A 19,828-nucleotide genomic window follows, 5' to 3' on the forward strand; every position below is an offset into this window, starting at 1 on the left:
GACCCCGGGTTGCCAGCCACTCTCGGGTGGAACCATCAAGCAGGTTCAACAGCCCGAAAGCCCGATCATTCTCTGCGCGCCAGTGCATCGCATCTTGGCGGCGGATGTGACGTCGGCGCGTCTAGGTCAGTGGCCGGGCGCCTCATCCGATCCTGACGGCCCCGATGTCGCTGGTCGCACGGGTCAGTGCGCAGCGCCCGTCATTTCAGAGATCCAGTCCTCGAAGAACCTTATGGTGGGCTTGAGGCCGTCCTCGAGCCGCGTCGATGGCTCCCATCGCAGGCGCTTTCGCGCGAGCGAGATATCCGGCTGGCGCTGCTTCGGGTCGTCCTCCGGGAGTTCTCGCATCACGATGTCCGAGCGTGAGCCCGTCAGCGCGATGATCCTTTCCGCGAGTTCGCGGATCGTGAATTCGTCCGGGTTGCCGAGGTTCACGGGGCCCGACAGACCGTCTTCGTTCTCCATCAACTTGAGGAAGCCGTCGATCATGTCGTCGACATAGCAAAACGAACGGGTTTGCTTTCCGTCGCCGTAGATGGTGATCGGCTCGTTCCTCAGGGCCTGCATGATGAAGTTCGACACCACCCTGCCATCGGCATGATGCATGCGCGGCCCGTAGGTGTTGAAGATCCGGGCAACCCTGATCTCGAGCGCGTGCTGCCGATGGTAGTCGAAGAAAAGCGTCTCGGCGCAGCGCTTGCCCTCGTCGTAGCAGGCGCGCCGGCCCACTGGGTTCACCCTCCCCCAGTATGTTTCGGGTTGCGGGTGAATTTCAGGGTCGCCGTAGACCTCGCTGGTCGATGCCTGGAAGATCTTGCACCGAAGGCGTTTCGCGAGCCCCAGCAAGTTGATCGCGCCATGCACTGACGTCTTGGTCGTCTGCACCGGATCATGCTGATAGTGCACTGGCGAGGCGGGGCAGGCGAGATTGTAGATTTCGTCGACTTCCACATAGAGCGGGAACGTCACGTCGTGGCGCAGGAACTCGAAGCGCGGATTGCCGTGCAGATGCTCGATATTTCGCTTCGTCCCCGTGAAGAGGTTGTCGGCGCAGAGCACTTCATGGCCCCGCTCCAGCAGCCGGTCGACGAGATGGGAGCCGAGGAAGCCTGCGCCACCGGTCACAAGTATCCGCTTGCGGCTATCAGCGAGACGCGGCATGTCACTCTCTCGTCTTGTCAGGCGCCAGTCGGACGGGACGGACGCGGAGGGTGGTTGACGGCATCCTCATCCGTCACCGACCGTCACGCAAGAGTGACTCTCGCCAACGTCACGATGCCCAAATCTTGGGTCGTTTCGTGAAAGCCCAAATTCGACGCTCTCGAGAAAATTGGCGGCCTGCCAGGGCTCGGGCATGCGCGTCCGGAGCGCGGGTGCTGGCTTAGGACGTCGATCGAGCGAGAGAGGGGTGCGATAAGTCATGGAAAATCAGTATCTTGCCGCCATGTGTTGGCGGGCGTCTTGATCGTGCTGGAAGTCTGAACCGAAGCTCTCGCGACGGGTCTCCATGTCGCATGAACTCTGTTCGGAGGCATACCAAAATGCGCCACAATCGAAGTTCGGATTTCCTATTTTCCGCCAGATTCACGCGATCTTAAGGCCTCACTCTCCTGCATGATTGTAAGCGTGCCCTCAGCACAGCCGATGTCAGCTTGTTGGACTCGGCAAGTTGTCGGGCGCGAAGGCGGCGCGACAGTCGCCACGCTTGGGTGGAAGCGGAGTGGGAGTGAGTGATGAAGAACGGGAAAGTGCCCCGACAACGCGGACGTCTGATCACGGTCCGCACGACGGAGATCGCCTCTAAGGTCGTGATCGTGACGGTCCTGGTGCTCTTCGCGGTGCTCTACTTCGTGCCGGCGTCCGAGGCTTCGAAGTCGTCGGCTGCCGCGCATGCAGCCCTTGGCGCCGATAACCGCTTCGCCGCTTTCTCTCCTTCGATGGCGGCCGCAGGTTCGCCCGAAATCCGGCTGTCGGACGCCGAGGGTTCGCACTCGCGTTTCGCCCTCAACGACTGAACCCGAGCCACGTCGAAGCGATGGCGTCGTGCCTGTTGGTGCGGCGCCCAATTCATTTCGAGGCAGCCAGCGTGCGCACGAGTTTGCCTTCGGCACGGTCACGCGGTAACGCGGCCTGGATCCCACCCGTCTCAGGGCATCGGACGAAGCCGGCTCCGTCTGGACATCCATTCGGGCTATCGAGGGTCAATTTGTCAGAGACTTGATGTAGCGTTTGATTGCTCGGTTGCCTTAAGCTTGCTGCTGCGCTCGACGGGTCGGGTGGGTTGGGAGGTTATTATGCTCCGCTTCGCCGCAATCGCGTTTCTGACGTTCGGCCTCGCCTTGCCGGGGTGTACGTCGCAGCGGAGCCGGGATCTCGAAGTGGGCTGGGAGCTGATGCAGGCCCAGAACTACCTGGCAGCGCGCGACAAGTACATCGAGATCCTTGCGGAGTATCCCAACGAGCCTTTCGCTCTTCTGAACCTGGGTGTCGCCTATCATAACCTCGGCGAGTATGACCTCGCGCGGCAGAACTACGAGGCGGCGATCGTGCATGGCAAGAATGCCGAGGTCACACGTGTCGTCGAGCAAGGCAGTGTGACGACGACGGTTACCACCGTCGCTGACAAGAGCCGGGAGAACCTGGCACTCCTCCCCAAGCCTTGATCAGCGCATTGTTCCGCGTCAGCGCCCGAGCGAACGGGTATGGCCGTCATCACAGGGATGGCGCCGTGGTCGGATATCCATTGCCCAAGGGCCGGGAGGGGCGCTCCACGGTGGCGTTCCGCAATATCGACCGCGCTTCGGCAACCGTTGCGACACATGGAGGGACGCAAGAAGCGCGGGCTTTTTCGCGTCGCTGAGGCCAAATCGCCGCAGATTGTCCCGCAATGACACAAAAAGTGTTGGGATTTTGCATTTCGGGGATGCTCGCACGCCTCTCGATGTGTCAAAAAATGTTCTGGGTGAGATGTAGGGGTGTGAAGGGAGACCATGCGGCGCAAGTTTGTATTGGTCGTGGCGTTCTGTTCCGGTTTCCTCGGAACTGCCGAGGATGCTGCGAGCCTGAGCTTTGAGGAGTTCGACGGCCTTCCGAATTGGCAGCGGGAGAACTTCATCTCGACTGTCTTGCATTATTATTACTACAACTACCTGGAAGATCCGGCCATGGCGCCGACGGCGGACTGCATGACCGATCTTGATCGGGAAACCGCGGCAGACGGCGACCCATATCTGCTTTCCGTCATCCTGCGGGATCTCGGCAGTTCCGCGTTCGATGGCTCCGCGGACAATTCGGTCGAAGGCGTCATCAAGGACATCATCGATCGTGAGTGCGAGTCGCGCTAGGCGCGCCTCCCGAAACCACGCCCGGGCACTGACGGTCGGCGATGCGCTCGCGCCCGCCTGTGCCGAGGGGTGCGCCCTGCGGGCGCTACGAACTGGAATAGGGTCGAATGATCTCGATCGTGAGATGGCCGAGCTTCGGGCCGGCCCACTGTCGTGACTTCCAGATGAAGCCCGTTCCCGCGACCATCCAGTAGGTGTTCGTGACCTCGCGGCGCACGTTCCTGCACGTTTCCACCACACGAACGAGTTGGTAGGTGACCTCGACGATCTCGATCGTCTCGAATCCCTGGGGCTGCATCACGCATTTGAGCACGATCGAGTAGGGCCCCAGGTCGCGCTGCGAGAACTGATACTCCCGCCAGACCTCCGTGGGCCACAAAGCGAGAGGGGTCGCGTGAGCGATCGGGTCGCGCTCGTCGTGGCGAACTCCCTCGAGGTCAAAACCGACCGCCTGGAAGCCGGCGAGCGCACCACCGAACATCCTCACCGAGTTGCCCGCCTGGTCTCGATAGTCGAGATATCCGCCGTTGTCGGCGAGCGGAACGAGATAGGCGGGCGCGGTAGCGTCGGTCGCCACGGAAATCGTCGCGTACGGAATCTCGTTGAGCCGGGCCCGAGTGACCGTTGGCGCCGGGGCATCGGGGTCGGCGGTGGCCAATGTCGCCACGAGCGACTCCCCGATGCGTGTGAATGTCCCTGCGCCGCCGTTTGAACAGCCCGCCAGCGCGGCCAGAACCAGTGCCATCGGTGCCTGGCGAAGGGAGCGTCGAAGAGCGTGGAGCCACCCATTCATTTCCAGAACCCTTGCCAGCCGTCGCGCAGCTCCGCGCGCCCCATATCCTGCACGATCGGGTAGAGGCGGTTCGAGACGATCAGGCGCTGTCCGCCATCGCGGGTCACCGGGCGCACGATCGTTGAGATGGTCGACCGCGTCTCGAAGGGCAGCGTCCAGTTGAGCGGGATGGTGAGAATGAGCCCCTTGTCGAAGCTGCCTTCGCCGAACTCGGAGAAGGGGACATCGGTGAACGTCGCGAAGGCGCCAAGTTCCCATCCGTTGGGGAAGCGCCTCTTCACCGTCAGTGTGCCGCCCCAGTCCCCGGCCAGGTACCGTCCGACGTCGACTTGCGTGCTCACCCCGTACCATCCGGTGTCCCAGTAAAGGCTGGCGTGACCGGTGAACACGTCGTAATCGCGAAAGCCGAAGAGCTGGTTGAAATCCCGCTGCTTGACCCAGTTCATTTCGAGGCCGAGCCCCCAGCTCTGCTCGACCGGCTGCCAAAGCACTTCGCCGCTCACCCCGCCGAACATGCCCTCGAGCAGGCCGACGGACAGGCGCCCGTAAATGTCGTCGTCGAGCTTTCTCAGGTAGTCGCCGGTGAATCTCTGGATCCCCGGATCTCCTTCGCGCAGGTAAAGAGCATTGTCCGAGCGGACGCGGGGCAGGACCGAGTCGCTCACGAGTTCGATCTGGTCGAGGTTCCCGACGATCCGTTTGGCCACACTCCCATTGACGCTGAGCCCGGGGAGGAACTCGATACCGCCGCTCACGACACCGTCGAGGTCCGCACGCACCGGCGAGTCCGGATCGAAGTAGTTGACCCGCACGGCGGGCTCGAGTGACCAGTAGGGGCGCGGGAACAGGTCCATGGTTCGCCCAACATCGCGCCAGTGCCTCGGCTCGGCGTCCTGGACGCTGGCCGACAGCCAGACGGAGCGCGCCGCATCGGGGCGTCCGACATAGTCCTCCAGCGACGAGCGTTTGATCATCACGCTGACGACGGGCAGGCTGTTCTCGACCGGGATGATTTCGAACAACTCGACCGACGGTGGCATGACGGCTGCAAGTGCGCGAGCGGTGCGACCGACGGCGCGTGGCGTGGCGCGGAACTTCTGGTTCTCGATGTAGACCGAGACCTCGCGCGCCTTGAGATCGATGCCGAAGAGGCCGATCTGGTCGGCGTCCAGCGCGACCACAAGCTGCTCGACAATCTCTTGCCGGCCAGCCTCGTCGTCGTACCAGTCGGTCGGGTAATCCGCCCCTTTCCGTACCTCAGCACGCACCGCTTCCTGCCCCGCCTGGCGCAGCGCGACGGTGCAGATCGGTGTGCCGTCGGCGTGGCGAAACGTGACGGCATCGATGAGGCCATATTCGGCGTCTATCGCCTTCGCGGCCTGGTCCGGACAAACGTAATCCGCAGCACTGGGAAGTGTCGCTGTCGCCCAGCGCAGCCCGTTGGGCCCGGTATCGACTTCGACGCTCTCGATCCCGCTGTCCTCGTAGCGCACCATTGCCGGGGAGCCCGTCATGACATTGCGCAGGTCGCCAAGCTGAGGTGCCGCCACGGCCGGGTCCGGGGCTGGGCGCGGCTGGATCGGTCTTCCCGCCGGCTCGTCGTCGAAGTCCAGAAGCGGCTCGAACGGGTTCACGCTGATGGTTACGCGCACGCCGAACTCCGAGCCGTACATGTAGTATGCGCCGACGCCGATGTTTTCCAGAGGTCGGTATTCGGCCCCGAAGTTCAGAGGAATGTTGGGCTCGAACCCCGCCGGGCCGCCTTCGCGGGTGTACTCATCGTCGCTGTACTCGGCCTTGAGCACCAGCCCATCGATCGGCGTTCGCCAGGAGAGGCCGCCGAAGAACCCCATGTCTTTGCCCGAGAAGAAATCGCCGAAGTTGACGGTGCCACCAGTGTCGGCCGGCCCGGCGCGGGTGCAGAACGTGTTGTCGTTGAAGCAGAGCGGGTTTCCGACGGAATTGGTGCCCGCGAAGCGTCCCCAGCCGATGCCACCGGTGATCGCCAGGTCGCCATCAAAAAAGTGTTTCGTTCCCGCGAAGTATTCGCCCGAGTAGATGCCTGTGCCGAGGAAGTCCTGGAACCCGAGGACCACCGAGGGCCATTCCGGGCCCTCTCTGATGAACCGGAACTTCACGTCGAAGCTGCGATCGTAGAGCGTTTCGCCCGGTCCAAAGAAATCGTTGAGGATCGAGTAGCGAAAGGCGGCCTCCACGCCGGGGAAGATCTGCGCAGAGAGCGTGTTGCGCAGAAAGCCTCCGAAATATCCCGATGTGAACGACAGTTGGGCATCGGGCTGCATGTCGGCACTCGGCAGGTCGATGAGGCCTGTCATGCCGTTGATGTTGTGCGTCGGGCGCGGTGGCGGCTCGGGTTCCTCGCCGCGTGCCTCTCGGTCAGCAAACATCACGAGAGCGAGAACCGTGGCGAGGCACGTCACCGACGCGCTATGGAACGCTCCGAGCGGATGCAGACGACCCCTGCCCAAGGGCTCCCTCCCCAACACGTGGCAACACTACATTTTGTGATGTGGGCCAGCAAGCGCCTGAGCCATAGTCGAGCGGACGGCGGATCGGCGTTGTGCCAGAATGGCACAGGGCGAGCCTTGGTGCCCTGGCGGTTCCGCCGCTCCGCCGAAGGAGCACCGCGCTCAAGGAGCCCCATGCCTTGCGTGGCCACCCCATGGACCCGGCGCGGATGTGACAGAATGACGGCAGGGCCCCGTCGAGTCTGGTGGCCGAGGAAGTCTCGCTTAACCGCAACCCCATGGGATGGTATGAAAACCCTTGGTGACCAAGGTCGGTTGATGGGGGGCTTCTCATGCCGCTGCGGGCGGGACTTCTCTGCGCACTGGTATTTGGCCTGACGGGCTGTGGCGTGATCTACACGGTTCCGGCGGTCAGCGAGGGGAAGAACGCTCCATTCTACAAGACTGACCTCGATGTGCAGGTCGTGCCGCTCAACTACGAAACGGCGGCTGCCGCAAACCTCGAGCCGTATATCCCGCCGCGCCTGCCGGTAGCCTTCCAGCCGAATGCCGCGGAGACGGTCCGTCTGGCGTCCTACGGAACTGCCCGCCCGTTGCCGGCGCCGACCGCGCGCAGGGCGACCCGTCCCGCTCCCGTCGTTGACCGGATCCCGCCGGCGGTCGACCCGGGCCCCTACCGGATTGGCTTGGGGGACGTGCTCTTGCTGAGCGTGAGTTCGGAGGGCACGACCATTGCCGGCCTGCCGGCGCTGATCGCCTCGCAATCCAAGCGTGAAGGCTACACGGTCCAGGACGACGGCGCGATCGCCGTGCCCGATGTCGGGCGCATTCGCGTCGACGGCATGACGCTGAAAGATGCCGAAGAGGCGATCTTCAAGGCGCTCGTCGCAGCCGGTGTTCGGCCCGCCTTCACTCTCGAGGTCGCCGAGTTCAACTCGCGCCGCGTCTCGATCGGCGGCATGGTGGGCTCGCCGTCCCTCGTTCCGATCACCTTGCAGCCGCTCAGCCTCGAGGTGGCTTTGAACGTTGCTGGCGGTATCGCTGCGCAGGATCCCGAAATCACGAAGATCCAGATCTTCCGAGGCGGCGAGATCTACCAGATCGGTCTTCAGACCTATCTCAGCAACCCCGGCCTCGGTAAGTTGGTCCTGCTGGACGGCGACAGCATCTATGTCGGCTTCCCGCCTGATCTCGCGGGCGAGGCAGAGCGCTATTTTCAGGAGCAGCTGCTTCTGCGCGGTCAGGAACTGGCGGAGATCGACCGTCGTAAGGCGGTCGAGGACGAGATCGAGGCGAAGCTCGAGCGCGATCGTTCCCTCTTCAAGGAGCGCCTCGAGCTTGGGGCAGTGCAGCGCCCCTACGCCTTCATAGCTGGTGAGGTAGGTAACTCGCAGGTCGAGCTGCCCTTCGAGGGATACATGAGCCTATCCAACGTCCTTCTGGGCGAGGGAGGGCGTATGAACCTCGCGACGGCCGATTACGCCGAGATCTACGTGTTGCGCCGGTCCTCCGATCCCGAGCGTGTTGGCGGGGTGACGGCCTATCATCTCGATGCGGAGAACGCGGCCAACTTGACGGTCGCGGCCGATTTCCGAATGCGTCCGAACGATCTCGTCTTTGTTTCGTCCCAGCTTGTGACCGACTGGAACCGGGCCCTGAGCCAGCTCACCCCGTCGTTCTTCCTGCAGTTCCCGAGCCAGGTGGCGGCCTTCTAGCACCCGTCCGCGCCGCGTGAGCGCCGTTTTCTGGCATGGCTCTGCACAGTCCGAATTCGGCGCAATCGGAGATGCTGCTGGAAAACGATGCGCCGTGACGATACCTTAGGCTGCTGAAAGGCGCGTAGCCATAGGAGCCGGAATGCCTTCTGAGCGTCCGAGCTGTGTAAAACCAAATACCGCATGCGGCAGGTCTCCTGCTCGGCGCGCCTGCGTTTTCCCCACTTGCTCGCGACGCCGCTCTCGAGCCGCAGTCGGTGCCGTTACCGCGGTCTCGCTTGTCCTGTCGGCGCTGGCGCCGGCCACCGCATTGGCGCAAGAAACGCTTGCTGCCGTGACCCCGGGTGATCAGCTCACGCCGGGCCCTCAGGCCGGTGCAGGTGAAGCCGAGCGCTGCAAGTATGTCCGCGCCGTCAAGGGGGACACGCCTTTCCTCCTCGAGGAGGATGAGTACCAGTCCTCGGACGTCGACCCCTTTTATCTGACCCGCAACGACACGCACTTGCCCGCGGAGTTCCAGGCCCCGCCCAACAGGCGCGCGCGCTGCCTGTCCGGATTTGGCGTCTTGATCGATCCTGGCAGCGCCGCCTCTGCCGCGAGTGGCGCGGCGGGCGGGGCTGCGGCGGGTTCCGGTTTCGCGGCAGCCGGAGCGATCGGGGCGATTTCCCTGCCGGTCGTCGCGGCCGCGGTCATCATTCCGGCCGCCGTGGTCGGCGCTATCGTGGCGACATCCGGCAACGGCTCTTCCGCCACACAGACAACGGGTAATCCTCCCAACCAGTGACCGGGACGCTGGTGTGGTGTTCTCCACCTGGCGTGCCCATGATTTGCGAGCACATCTAACGCGAGAGCTCACCTGGAGGACGGCTTATTGGTGCTGCGGAGCAGGAAGATCAGGTCGACGCAGGACGCCGAGCAGAAACCGCGCGACGCCCGATGGCACAGATTCCTCAGCTATCACCTCGGCGTCATCCTCATAAGCCTTGTCGCCATCGCGTGCCTGATCACCCTTCGGGTGCTGGATCCCTTCGTTCTGCGAGAAGCCCGGCAGACGGCTTTCGATCTTCTGCAGCGGGCCGAACCGCGCACCTACATCGACGCACCGATCAAGATCGTCGATATCGACGAGCGATCGCTCGAAAAGCTCGGTCAGTGGCCCTGGCCGCGTGACCAGTTGGCGGAACTGGTCGACCGCCTGCACGCCGCGGGTGCGGCCGCTGTCGCTTTCGACTTCCTGTTCGTCGAGCAGGACCGCATGACGTCCAGCGACTTGCGTCCGGAGGTGCCGGCGCCGGTGCCCCGCGCAACCGAAGGTGGCCTTGTCACCATCAGCAAGATCAGCAACGACGAGATTTTCGCGGATGCCTTGCGGCGCGGGAATGTGGTCCTGGGGTTCGGCTCGTCCTCCCAGGTCTCCGAGTTGCCGCCAGTGAAGGCCGGCTTCGCATTCACGGGCGACGATCCCGCACCCTATATCACGAAACTGCCTGGCGGCGCGCGACTGTTGCCGGTTCTGGCGGACGCCGCGGCCGGGGTGGGGTCCGTCAATCTTAGGGCGGACAACTCCGCAAGAGCTGTCCGGGTCGTCCAGCTTCTCTGGTCCGACGGCGAAGATCTCTATCCCAGTCTGATCACTGAATCCCTGCGGATCGCGCAGGGCGCCCAGACCTATGTCGTCCACGCCGATGAAGGGGCCGGGCGGGTGCAGTCACTGAGGCTCGGCGGGTTTGATGTCCCGACCGGTCCGCGCGGAGAGTTGTTTCTTTACTACACCAAGTACCTGCCCGAGAGGTATGTGAGCGCCGCGGACATCTTCGACAACGAACGCCTGACCGCGCTGGTACCCGATCTGACGGGCAAGATCATCCTTATCGGCACCTCGGCGACAGGGCTGTTCGATCTTCACCGGACTGCCCTTGGACAAACCGTGCCCGGCGTAGAGATGCACGCCCAGGCGATGGAACAGATCATCCACCAGCAGTTCCTCGTCAGGAAGGACTGGACGCGCACCGCCGAGGTCCTCGCGATGATCATCGCCTGCCTTTCGGTGAGTCTTGTGACGATCTTCGGCACGGCGCAGACCGCACTTCTCGTCGGCGCGGCGATTTCGGCCGTCATCTCCTTGGGGGTGTGGTACAGCTTTCGCGATCTTGGCGTGCTGGTGGATTTCAGTTTCCCGCTCGGGAGCGGTCTCGCGGTCTGGTTCGTCGTGACGATCTTCCGCTATGTCGTGACCGATCGGGAGAAACGCGGAATTCGCACGGCGTTCAGCCGCTATGTTCATCCCGAGGTCCTCAAGGATATCGAACGAAATTACAGTCACGTGCAGCTCGGGGGTGAAAACTGCGATCTGACCGTGATGTTTACGGACGTGCGGAACTTCACGCCGTTGAGCGAGCGTCTTGCGCCTGAAGAGGTCGTGAGCTTTCTGAACCGCCTGCTTGGCAGGCTCGGAAGCGAGATCACTCAAGAGGCCGGCGTGATCGACAAGTTCATCGGCGACTCGGTCATGGCGTTCTGGAATGCGCCGCTGCGCCAGCCAGATCATTGCAGGCGCGCATGCGCCGCAGCGTTGAAGATGCGCGCGGCCGTTGAAGAGATGAATGCCGAACAGTCCTTCGGGTTGCCGGAGCACGTGGCCCGGGACGGGCCGATCGAAATCGGCGTCGGCATCAATACCGGCCCAGCTTGCGTCGGCAACGTCGGCTCGGCCGAGCGCTTCAACTATTCGGCCATCGGTGACGCCGTCAATGTCGCGGCGCGGGCCGAATCGGCATGCAAGGAGGTCGGATATGACCTCGTTGTCTGCCGCTCGACCGCCGAACAGGTGCCCGACTTCGCTTTCCTCGATGCCGGAGGCGTTGCGCTGAAGGGGAAGACCAGCCGCGTCAGCCTGATGGTGCTGGTCGGCGACGAGACGGTCAGCGGCTCGCCGGACTTCGCGGCGTTGCGGGAGAAGCATGCACGCCTGCTCGAGGCCCTCGGTCGAAGAGATCCGTCCTCGATCGAGGAGGCTCTCGAGGCCTGCCGGCCTCTCGCGCGACGTTTTGGCCCCAAGCTTGTCGAGTTCATCAACAAGATGCCGACGCGGCTGGAGGATTTTGCGGCACCCGAGACCGTCGAACTGGAACTCATACCAGCCAGTTGATCCACGGCAGATATCGCTGAGGGAGATGGCAGGTCGGGCGGGCTCCGGCGCTTCCAGCGCGCGGATGCGGCAAAGCAACCCTCACGTGCATCGGGGTGTCATCGTTCTAGAATGGCGCGACGGCTGGTGGTATAAGGGCATTAATGAGTTTGACAGAAATGAGGCGCCCCGGCGCGCATGGGCCTTGATATCCTCCACGCGCGAGAATTGCAGAAGGCCACGCCTCAAGTAGCAAATGAGTGAGAGTTTTTGAGTATGAAGCGCATCCTCACAATCTTCCTCGCTGCCTTGGTCACCGTGACCGGGGTCGAGGTTGCTGACGCCGAGCGCATCGGCGAGGCGGTGGCTGTCGTGGATAACGCCACCACCGAGGGCACTGTGGGCCAGCAGCCGCTCAAGACGGGCATGCAAGTCTCTCTTGGCGACCGCGTGACGACCGACGGGAACGGCGAGGTCGCGTTCCGGTTTAACGACGGAACGAGGATGGTGGTGGGACCCAATTCCAGCCTGGTACTGGACTCGTTCGTCTTCCGGGGCAGGGCTGCCGACAACCAGTTCGTCGTTCGGGCTTTCAGTGGCGCCTTCCGCTTCATCACCGGCGGCGGCCAGAAGGACGCCTACCTGATCCAGACGCCCGCCGCGACGATCGGCGTCCGCGGCACCATCTTTGATTTCTCCGTGACGCCGGGCGAGACCAACCTGCTCTTGCTCGAGGGCGGTGCGAGCGTGTGTGGCGTCAACGGGCGCTGCACACTGGCTGACGCTCAATAGACATATCCGAAGCTTGGCCCATGGCTGCAAGAACCTGCATGAGCGCGGTCGGGCGTAGCTGGGCGCACCGCGGAACTTGGCGACATCGAGGGCGGAACGCTGTTTCGGACGTCTGGCGACGTGGTCGCGATCGCCGCAATGGTTGCGGCTTGATCAGGCGCATACTGCATCGCGCCCTGGACGAAACGGCTGGCCGAAGACACACCGGAGATTTCCGGGGTCTGAATTGACGGGGAGTATCCGGGAGATCAGCCTTTGGTCGAGGCGTCTAGGCCGAGAACGCATCTACCATATCGAAGCGGAGCCGCCTGGGCGAAGGTCGACCTCTCGAAAATTTCTGCCGCGGCCCGAGCGGGCATGTCATGGTGGGCCAGAAGGAAGGTGGCATGACAGCTGACGCGGGCCGGGAGAAAGCGCTTGCGAGGACGCCGGACCTGCGGGTTCGTCTGCTTAATTCGCGGTGTCAGCGCCCTGCTTGCGGCGCCGCGCAAGGAGCCGGGGGCGGAGGGGGATGACGCGCGGCAGTGTCGAGGAACCGGACGAGTTGGACCCGCGCTGGTACGTGGTCCGCAGCAAGCCGCATAAGGAGAGCTTTGCTGGGGCGAACCTCGAGAACCAGGGATTCCAGGTCTTTCTGCCGAAGCTACTCAAGACCGTGCGTCACGCGCGCCGAACACGCGAGGTCCGTGCCGCTCTCTTCCCCCGCTACCTGTTCGTGAGGCTGGATCTCGCCAGCGGCCCCTGGCGCGCGGTGATGGGGACCTATGGCGTGTCCCAGCTGGTGACCGATGGCTCGCTCCCGATTGCCGCTCCCCGCGGCCTTGTGGAGAGCCTGATTGCGGCCGCCGATCCGGCGGGCGTCGTTGACCTCACGCGAGAACTCCGACCGGGACAAGCGGTCGAACTCCTGAGTGGCCCTCTGGCGGGACAGGTCGGACGCCTCGTGGCCCTCGACGGCGCGGGTCGAGCACGGGTCCTCCTCGAACTTCTCGGCGCCGAGCGGGAGATTTCTCTGCCGTCCTCCGAGTTGGCGCCAACTGGCGGCAGAGCGTGAGGGGCGCGACCACAGGAGTAGATACGCGGGCCTTGTGCGACAGCTGGTGTTATCGCGCAAGGGTGGTGCGGACAACTGGTAGTTGAGTCGGCAGTGCGAGAGCCGCTCCCATCGATGTCCGCGGAAGAGTTTAACTGGCTTTCCGGATAACGGCAGCGAACAAACCATTGTGCCAAGCGCTTTCCGAAGCCGAGCGATGCGCATGGGTGTTGTCATCCGTCGTCCGGAGCTCGATCGCAAACTCAACCTCAGCGCCAAGTGTGGAAAGAGCCCGCAGCGTGCCAAGCCTGACACTTGCCCAGTTCCAGTCATCCACCAACAGGATGTGGTCACGGCTCAAAGCCGGTTGCGGTAGCACGATCCCATCATAGTGATCAGATTCAGAGTGAGGGCCGTCGAAGAGAAACAGGTCGAACGTGCCGAGGTCCGCAAAGTTGACCTGCCTGAAGTCGCTCTCGATCAGTCGAACGCGACCCGTCAGTTTGAACGCACGCAAGTTCTCCCGAAACTCATTGGCTGAGCCGCCGAACTCGGACCAGTTGTCCACGCAGACAGCTTCGCATTCGTTGTTCGTGAGCGCAGAGATCACGGTACTGCCGTGCCAGGAGCCGATCTCTAGATACCGTGCAACATTTAGTCTGCCAACAAGCGAGTTGAGGAAACTTCGGTAGGCGAGCCCCGACATCCCCTTGATCTGCGCCACACCCTCGGTCAGCTGAGATGGTCGAGCCAGCGAGGCAACGAACGCGGCGTAGAGCCCTCGAGCGGCATCCGATCCTTCGCTATCTCCATGGAGACGAAGCGCAGAGAACGGGTAGCTGGGTTGTAAGATGCGGGAGAGAAGTGCCTTCCTGAGCTTTCGCTCTTTCATGCCAATGCGCGCTTGGGCGGCAGGAACAAGAATTCGCTCGCGACCCGAGCGGACAATCGGAACGAGAAACGGAAGACTGGTCTTTATTGCGTTCCTTAGGTTCTGGCTCAGCATCGCTACCTCTAAGGCAAACAATCAAAGCGGCCACCGCCGAAACAAGTAGAACAGCTTTGCATCTGATAGTTCAAGCATCATAAACCAAGAAAGTTCGATATTGTCGCCCGCTTGAACCGCGCGGCCAGTGTTGACGCCTAGAGCACCTTATTCGGTTGGGTATGGTTTCATTATCTCAATCAGCACATAATGAAGATATGTGCCTGCTTGGTCTTCGTGTGTTCGTATATTAAAGTAAATGGAACAGTAATAGAGTCGGCCCGCTAAGCCCTTAAGCCTGGGTCGGGGTCGCCGAGAGGAGAGCGCCAGCAATCTGTGTCCGCGCATGTGCAAGCCCATTAAATGATCGACTCGTGCTCACGGGCCATTAACGTCAGTACGTCGTAGAGGTGAGACCGTAGCCCGATCCTCAAGTTGTCGGCGCCGCAAGAAATTCAATCTGCTTCAGCCCTGTCTGGCGTCAGGATGTTTGCTACGACAACTCAAGATGCGCGGATGCATTTGCCGCGCGAAGTTGTTCATCGCCGCAACCGCCGTGATACATAATGTGCCGCACCGCGCAGAAAATGCGTCACCTGGATCGGGAAGCGCGGCGCATTGTCAAAGGCGCGATTTAGGTCGACGCTTGCCCTGATCGGGTTTGGCCAGCGCGCGGCGATTTCGTCGGGTAGGCGAAGCGGATTGGAGCGGAAGGTTTGCGACAGCCTAGGGCGTGGCATGCTCGCGGACCACGGCTTTCTGCACTCGGTTTCTGCGGTGTCGATAAACCAGTCTGGGATGACGATGTTACGCAGTGCGTTCGGGACAATATCCCGCAGTTCTGGTGCGACCATCCGTTCTGCCAGCCGCACCGTACAGAGAACCCAGCCGCGAACCAGCGGGTTCTCACCGAGCGCGAGCTCCCAGTCGAGGTCGCCTTCCTTCGCTTTCGCGATCGCGGCCACGTCCTCGAGAGACCGTCGGCGCGCCCCGCCGTCGCCCAGGAAATGCAATGCGCAGATCCGGAGGTGGTGTTCGGGGCACGGGACCAGAATTGCTCTCTTTCCGTCGATCAGAGCCGGTCTCGCTCGCGAGAAGGCCTCATCAATATCCAGTCGAAACTTTCCAAGATCCCTGTGCAGATCGATCACAACCTTGAGATGCCGAGCTCCCGCGGAAATCAACACGATGTTGGTTCGGTCTTCGATCTCCCATCGGGGTGGAGAGGGGCTCCCAGAGAGCTTTTCGAGGGTTGTCAGCGTCGCTTCAAAGAGCCCTGGCTCAGCACAAAGATCGATGTCTCCCATCCCGCGTGCCTCGGGAGAGGAATAGTACTGAGCGACGGCCCAACCTTTCAGTAAGAGCGGTCTTAGGCCCGTCGCCTCCAAATGCTCGCTGATGTAGGATAAGGCGGCCTCGCGCCTTGCGAGTGCGAAGAGATCGCCCTGCCTGTTTTCGGCCGGCTCGACCTGTGATTGTTCGCCGACCCATCGCAAACTAATGCCGGGTCCTAGAAGGGCCACACCGGGCAATCCCCAACCTCGCTCATTGGAAGGCACTGGTAATCCGACCCGCAGTTGCCGGGCTCGGGGCCGAGCCTCGGCTTGCCACATACTAAGCCGGTCGTTCCATTGGGATCGCAAAAGGTCTGAGACTTGCAAATTTGTCCCACTAGCGTCGCCGCCTGAGCCGGCGTTGGCGCGAGGATTGACGTCACGATCGGTATCGATGCCGCCGCGCCGAGGCCCGCGCCGCGCAGAATCTCACGGCGGGAGGGATGAGAACCGCGCGGAGAGCGGAAAGCCGATGCATTCTCTAGCAGGTTCGCACGCGCGAGCCGGTCGAGCGCGAGGCGTGTGACTGTCTCATCTTGCCCCAGCTCCGCTGCAATCGCCGATAAGCTATGAGTGCCGTCGCAGAGGTTGAAAACTGCCGACGCGGCGCCGTTCAAAGAATTTGCGCGATCTGTCGCGATCTCATAGACAACGGTATCGTCCCCTGCTGCGTGGACAATCACGCCTTCGCGCCGAGCTCGCGGGTAGTCAGACTGTGTCATCCAAGCCGCCTCCGAACATATGTCTACGCGACGCAGGCAAGTCGTTCAGTCATCTTGAGTATTCTCTCGGCCACCTCGGAAGCGTCTCCGCGCGCCGATCGTACGATCCGCGCATGCTCCGAGACGGTCGCCAGCGTTCGCAACGATCGGGCAGGTTCCAATCTTACCGCCACAGTGTTCGAAATCAACCCGAGCACGCCTTCGCCGGATGAGAGCGTCCGTGGCCGCCAGTATGCTCCTTGTTTGTAGTTTGCAAGAATTACAAGGCTAATTCGGGTAGCCGCTTCGGCCTGACGGCCGCCAATCTCAGTGACAGGTATATTCGCGATGTCCATCGAGCTCGCCGCCCTCACCGAGAGTGGCTTTGGATAGGGATGCACGCAGCCCTTGTCATCGATGACAGCGAACTCGTCCGAGTAGTATTCGGCGCCCGCCCGAACGAGCTCGCGGACCAGGGTCGTCTTGCCGCTGTGCGAACGTCCGGGAATGACGATTGCCTTGCCGTCCAGTGCAACGACACCGGCATGTACGAAGATCTTATCCGGCGAACATGCGGCCACGGCGATCGGAACCCACGTCTCGAACCCTGAGATCACGTCGGTCTGCTTGCGCGATCTCACGAGTCGCGTGTGGTTCTGGTAGAGCATGTGAAAGGTGCGGACACGAGAATGCTGAATCCGGCCACCCGGGACAGCAGAGAAGATCTGATCCGCAACCTCACCGTGATACGGCTTGGCGGCTTCCGGCACGCGATTGCGCAACTGCTCGAGGAGTTCAAAGTCTTTCGATCGGACAGAAATCCGCGAACCGTAACACTCAAAAGAGAAATGATGCTGCCATTCGAGCTTGTTCAGGTTGTCATAACATGGCGTATGCCATCGCTCTGAGAGCGCTGGCGCCGGCGTGTCGTGCTGAATGTGAATCTTGAGCTGACTAGGCATGTGGCATGTCATAGTCAATCGGCTCTTTCGGGGCGCCTTCCTCTCCCCCCGTTGGACAGAGCCAGTTCTCGTGGCCCGGTGATGCGCTGCCATTCGGCGCGTCATGCCGAATAATACTTCCCCAAGCCGTAACCACGCGTACCGTAACCGTAGTAGCCATAGATATCCATCCGCTTTGGATCGACGCGCGTCAGCGCGAGAACCGAGACATGCACGCTCGCCTGGCTAAGTGAACCAAGTCCAGTTTTCACCATGCGCTTGGACGTCCGGTTCCAGCGGACCGCGTAGACGGTAGCATCTGCATGCTGCGCGAGAACGCGCGCGTCGGGCACAGCGAGAACAGGTGGTGAATCTAACACGACTAGATCATATTGCTCGCGCGCTTCCGAAATCAATCGCTGGAACTGATCCGACTCGAAGAGGTCCACGGGCGTGACCTTACCCCCCTCGGCAAGCACAACGTGCAGACCTGTTCGCTCGTCGATGATGCGAGCGTCCTCGAAACTTGTGGCGCCGCTCAGGATGCTCACGAGCCCATCTTTGCCGGACGAGTCGAAGAATTTGCTCAGAACGCGCCGGCGCAGATCCGCGTCCACGAGCAGAACTCGCTTGCCTGCGAGTGCCGTCGTCTGGGCAAGGGCTGCGGCCAGAACGCTTTTGCCCTCTTCCGGAACTGACGAAGTCACGAGCACCACTTTCGGCGCGACATCGACATTCGAGAGCTGGATTGCCGTGCGTAAACTACGTACTGCTTCGGCAAGCCTCGAGCCTGGTTTCTCCACGACCTCCTCGAGCACTGCCTTCGCATGACGTGTTGGCCCGTTCGGAATGACGCTGATCACCGAATGCCCGCTCGCCGCCTCGAGTTCCTCAGGCGTGCGGATGCTCGTCCGCACGGCGTTGAAGGCGAGAACGACAATAATGGCGAGGCCTATTCCCTTCAGCCCCCCCTTGAGGGAGTCTCGCGTCTTGTTCGTGAAGATTGGCGTCCCCAGTCCGTGCGCCAGCGTTAAAACACTAACGTCCGATCGCTCTGTGCCCTGTCGAACAGACATCTCCTTCAGTCGACTGAGAAACGATTCATAGATCACTCGGGCCGCGTCCGCTTCGCGTTTCAACTGCTGCATGGTGATGAGATCGGAGGACTGCGCGCCGACCTGTGCATCGAGTTCGGAAACCGCGGCGGCGAGGTCGCGCGCACGGCCCTCAGTGCGTTCTGCCTGGGAGCCAAGCGAGACGATCAATTGAACGAAGAGTGCATCGAACTCGTTAAGTGTGCTCTCGTCCGGACCATCGCGGCTTAGGTCCTTTGCCAGACGCTGAAGCTGCGGGTCGGCTGCGATGCGTGCGATACCTTCGAAATCGTCATTTCTCCTGAATTCTTCCAAGCTGGAGATCTGCTGTCGCAAACGCTTGGAGCTCTCTTCGAGCTCCGCCTGCTGGTCGCGCATTGCCTTCAGTTGCAATCTCCCCGCAACGAGAGCTTCCTCCCCGAGGAGTGATGCATCCGCCGCAAAGTCGGCAACCTTCGCTTCCGCAGTTTCCAGTTCAGCTTTCAGTTCGGTGACACGTTCACCAAGCCAGACGATCGATTCTTCGATCTCGTTGAAACTTCTTTCGCGCTGGGAGGCCACATATTCCTGCGCCACGGCGTTAACAATCGCAGGCGCCAGCTCTGGTGAAAGTGTTTGGGCTGAGATGAGGAAGACGTACGAGCCTTCGACATGGCGCGTTGAGACCACATCGCGCAGCGCCCTCACGGCCGCAGACTCCTCTGCTTCTGGTGAGTTGGGAGCTAGGGTGAAGGAGCGGCGCGGAGTCGCATCGCGGAATGGTTCGGTCACCGCAGAAAATAGCTTATCCAGCAACGAGGCCGACGGTGCCTGCGGCGGAGGAGCGATCGAAGGATTGAATTCCCAGTGGTTCTGAAGTTCGAGGGCTCGGACCACGCGTCGCACTAGTTCTTCGGATTGCAGCCTGCGCAATTCGGTGTTGATGCTCGCGGCGCTGGAGATGTAATATCGAGCGCGGTTCGGCATCCCGAGAGGGTCCTGATCGTTACCTACGTTCAGGATGACTTGCGCCGAAGCAGTGTAACGGGGCACCTGCTTTGACGCCTCCCAAGCGGTGAGTGCCATCCAGATCAGCCCGCAAAGCAGGATAAACCACTTATTCATCCAAACGAGATGAAGGATCGCACGAATGTCGAGGCCGTCTGTTTCGCCCTCGAGCGGCGGCCCGGAAGATTGCACTCTGTCACCCGCGCTCCAAGCCGGTGGTGAGCGCTTCGGCTCTCGCCAAGGATCATTGGGCTTGAAGTTCAACGGTACACTGCCTTCTGGACCTTCGCGGCAACTTCCGCCGTTACGCTACGCATGCCAAGTTGTTCCGTCACTCAGATCAGAGACGTTGAACGATCCTTCGAAAACCGCCGAACGTCTTGCGTACACCGGCGTCGCGTCAACCCTAGCGAAGGTGTCACGCCATTTGGGCGCTAATCACGAAGAGTTATCATTCAGTTCTCATCATGCAGTAAATCGGTCGTTTCGACAA

15 protein-coding genes are annotated in these 19,828 nt (G+C 61.9%); 8 read left to right on the top strand and 7 right to left on the bottom strand.

The genetic code is table 11. The features are described from left to right. Nucleotides 1–183 precede the first annotated feature (183 nt). On the bottom strand, nucleotides 184–1,161 hold the full coding sequence (locus tag H0I76_RS11090) for a UDP-glucuronic acid decarboxylase family protein (protein WP_200609927.1): 978 nt from the start codon (nucleotides 1,159–1,161) through the stop codon (nucleotides 184–186). Between the two features lie 572 nt (nucleotides 1,162–1,733). Between H0I76_RS11090 and H0I76_RS11095 the strand changes: the two genes are divergently transcribed. The 3 genes from H0I76_RS11095 (at nucleotide 1,734) to H0I76_RS11105 (ending at nucleotide 3,344) form a co-directional block, all read left to right on the top strand. Then, nucleotides 1,734–2,015 (top strand): hypothetical protein, encoded by a 282-nt coding sequence (locus H0I76_RS11095; protein WP_200609928.1) that lies wholly within the window; start codon nucleotides 1,734–1,736, stop codon nucleotides 2,013–2,015. 279 nt (nucleotides 2,016–2,294) lie between these two features. After that, a complete protein-coding gene (locus tag H0I76_RS11100) occupies nucleotides 2,295–2,663 on the top strand; it encodes a tetratricopeptide repeat protein (protein ID WP_200609929.1) in 369 nt (122 codons plus the stop codon). 327 nt (nucleotides 2,664–2,990) lie between these two features. Further along, nucleotides 2,991–3,344, top strand: coding sequence for a hypothetical protein (locus tag H0I76_RS11105; protein ID WP_200609930.1), 354 nt, complete (start codon nucleotides 2,991–2,993; stop codon nucleotides 3,342–3,344). 85 nt (nucleotides 3,345–3,429) lie between these two features. Here the strand turns inward: H0I76_RS11105 and H0I76_RS11110 are convergent, their stop codons facing one another. After that, on the bottom strand, nucleotides 3,430–4,089 hold the full coding sequence (locus H0I76_RS11110; RefSeq protein WP_200609931.1) for a YjbF family lipoprotein: 660 nt from the start codon (nucleotides 4,087–4,089) through the stop codon (nucleotides 3,430–3,432). 44 nt (nucleotides 4,090–4,133) lie between these two features. Further along, nucleotides 4,134–6,545 (bottom strand): YjbH domain-containing protein, encoded by a 2,412-nt coding sequence (locus H0I76_RS11115; protein WP_200609932.1) that lies wholly within the window; start codon nucleotides 6,543–6,545, stop codon nucleotides 4,134–4,136. A gap of 413 nt (nucleotides 6,546–6,958) precedes the next feature. Between H0I76_RS11115 and H0I76_RS11120 the strand changes: the two genes are divergently transcribed. The 5 genes from H0I76_RS11120 (at nucleotide 6,959) to H0I76_RS11140 (ending at nucleotide 13,314) form a co-directional block, all read left to right on the top strand. Continuing rightward, a complete protein-coding gene (locus H0I76_RS11120; protein ID WP_200609933.1) occupies nucleotides 6,959–8,341 on the top strand; it encodes a polysaccharide biosynthesis/export family protein in 1,383 nt (460 codons plus the stop codon). Nucleotides 8,342–8,675: 334 nt separating this feature from the next. Beyond that, nucleotides 8,676–9,125 carry a hypothetical protein gene (locus H0I76_RS11125; protein WP_200609934.1) on the top strand — a complete coding sequence of 150 codons (450 nt, stop codon included), beginning with the start codon at nucleotides 8,676–8,678 and terminating at the stop codon, nucleotides 9,123–9,125. A 90-nt stretch (nucleotides 9,126–9,215) separates the two neighbouring features. After that, on the top strand, nucleotides 9,216–11,489 hold the full coding sequence (locus H0I76_RS11130) for a CHASE2 domain-containing protein (RefSeq protein WP_325166442.1): 2,274 nt from the start codon (nucleotides 9,216–9,218) through the stop codon (nucleotides 11,487–11,489). A 255-nt stretch (nucleotides 11,490–11,744) separates the two neighbouring features. Then, complete coding sequence (locus H0I76_RS11135; protein ID WP_200609936.1) at nucleotides 11,745–12,260, top strand: FecR family protein; 516 nt, start codon at nucleotides 11,745–11,747, stop codon at nucleotides 12,258–12,260. Nucleotides 12,261–12,771: 511 nt separating this feature from the next. Further along, nucleotides 12,772–13,314, top strand: a complete 543-nt coding sequence (locus H0I76_RS11140; RefSeq protein WP_200609937.1) for a transcriptional activator RfaH — start codon at nucleotides 12,772–12,774, stop codon at nucleotides 13,312–13,314. Nucleotides 13,315–13,444: 130 nt separating this feature from the next. Here the strand turns inward: H0I76_RS11140 and H0I76_RS11145 are convergent, their stop codons facing one another. The 4 genes from H0I76_RS11145 to H0I76_RS11160 all read right to left on the bottom strand — a co-directional run bounded on the left by H0I76_RS11145 (nucleotide 13,445) and on the right by H0I76_RS11160 (nucleotide 19,599). Continuing rightward, a complete protein-coding gene (locus H0I76_RS11145) occupies nucleotides 13,445–14,299 on the bottom strand; it encodes a class I SAM-dependent methyltransferase (RefSeq protein WP_200609938.1) in 855 nt (284 codons plus the stop codon). A 518-nt stretch (nucleotides 14,300–14,817) separates the two neighbouring features. Next, on the bottom strand, nucleotides 14,818–15,891 hold the full coding sequence (locus tag H0I76_RS11150; protein WP_234455256.1) for a nucleotidyltransferase family protein: 1,074 nt from the start codon (nucleotides 15,889–15,891) through the stop codon (nucleotides 14,818–14,820). 466 nt (nucleotides 15,892–16,357) lie between these two features. Then, on the bottom strand, nucleotides 16,358–17,275 hold the full coding sequence (locus H0I76_RS11155) for a phosphoenolpyruvate carboxykinase (ATP) (protein ID WP_200609940.1): 918 nt from the start codon (nucleotides 17,273–17,275) through the stop codon (nucleotides 16,358–16,360). A gap of 101 nt (nucleotides 17,276–17,376) precedes the next feature. Next, nucleotides 17,377–19,599, bottom strand: coding sequence for a GumC family protein (locus tag H0I76_RS11160; RefSeq protein WP_200609941.1), 2,223 nt, complete (start codon nucleotides 19,597–19,599; stop codon nucleotides 17,377–17,379). Between the last annotated feature and the right edge of the window lie 229 nt (nucleotides 19,600–19,828).

Origin of the sequence: Thermohalobaculum xanthum, assembly GCF_016623495.1 — a bacterium.
Taxonomy (GTDB): domain Bacteria; phylum Pseudomonadota; class Alphaproteobacteria; order Rhodobacterales; family Rhodobacteraceae; genus Thermohalobaculum; species Thermohalobaculum xanthum.

Coding starts and splice junctions, on each gene's coding strand:
- H0I76_RS11100 (WP_200609929.1), top strand. CDS start 2,295: ATGCTCCGCTTCGCCGCAATCGCGTTTCTGACGTTCGGCCTCGCCTTG.
- H0I76_RS11140 (WP_200609937.1), top strand. CDS start 12,772: ATGACGCGCGGCAGTGTCGAGGAACCGGACGAGTTGGACCCGCGCTGG.
- H0I76_RS11105 (WP_200609930.1), top strand. CDS start 2,991: ATGCGGCGCAAGTTTGTATTGGTCGTGGCGTTCTGTTCCGGTTTCCTC.
- H0I76_RS11115 (WP_200609932.1), bottom strand. CDS start 6,545: ATGTTTGCTGACCGAGAGGCACGCGGCGAGGAACCCGAGCCGCCACCG.
- H0I76_RS11135 (WP_200609936.1), top strand. CDS start 11,745: ATGAAGCGCATCCTCACAATCTTCCTCGCTGCCTTGGTCACCGTGACC.
- H0I76_RS11095 (WP_200609928.1), top strand. CDS start 1,734: ATGAAGAACGGGAAAGTGCCCCGACAACGCGGACGTCTGATCACGGTC.
- H0I76_RS11110 (WP_200609931.1), bottom strand. CDS start 4,089: ATGGCACTGGTTCTGGCCGCGCTGGCGGGCTGTTCAAACGGCGGCGCA.
- H0I76_RS11150 (WP_234455256.1), bottom strand. CDS start 15,891: ATGTGGCAAGCCGAGGCTCGGCCCCGAGCCCGGCAACTGCGGGTCGGA.
- H0I76_RS11155 (WP_200609940.1), bottom strand. CDS start 17,275: ATGCCTAGTCAGCTCAAGATTCACATTCAGCACGACACGCCGGCGCCA.
- H0I76_RS11145 (WP_200609938.1), bottom strand. CDS start 14,299: ATGCTGAGCCAGAACCTAAGGAACGCAATAAAGACCAGTCTTCCGTTT.
- H0I76_RS11090 (WP_200609927.1), bottom strand. CDS start 1,161: ATGCCGCGTCTCGCTGATAGCCGCAAGCGGATACTTGTGACCGGTGGC.
- H0I76_RS11120 (WP_200609933.1), top strand. CDS start 6,959: ATGCCGCTGCGGGCGGGACTTCTCTGCGCACTGGTATTTGGCCTGACG.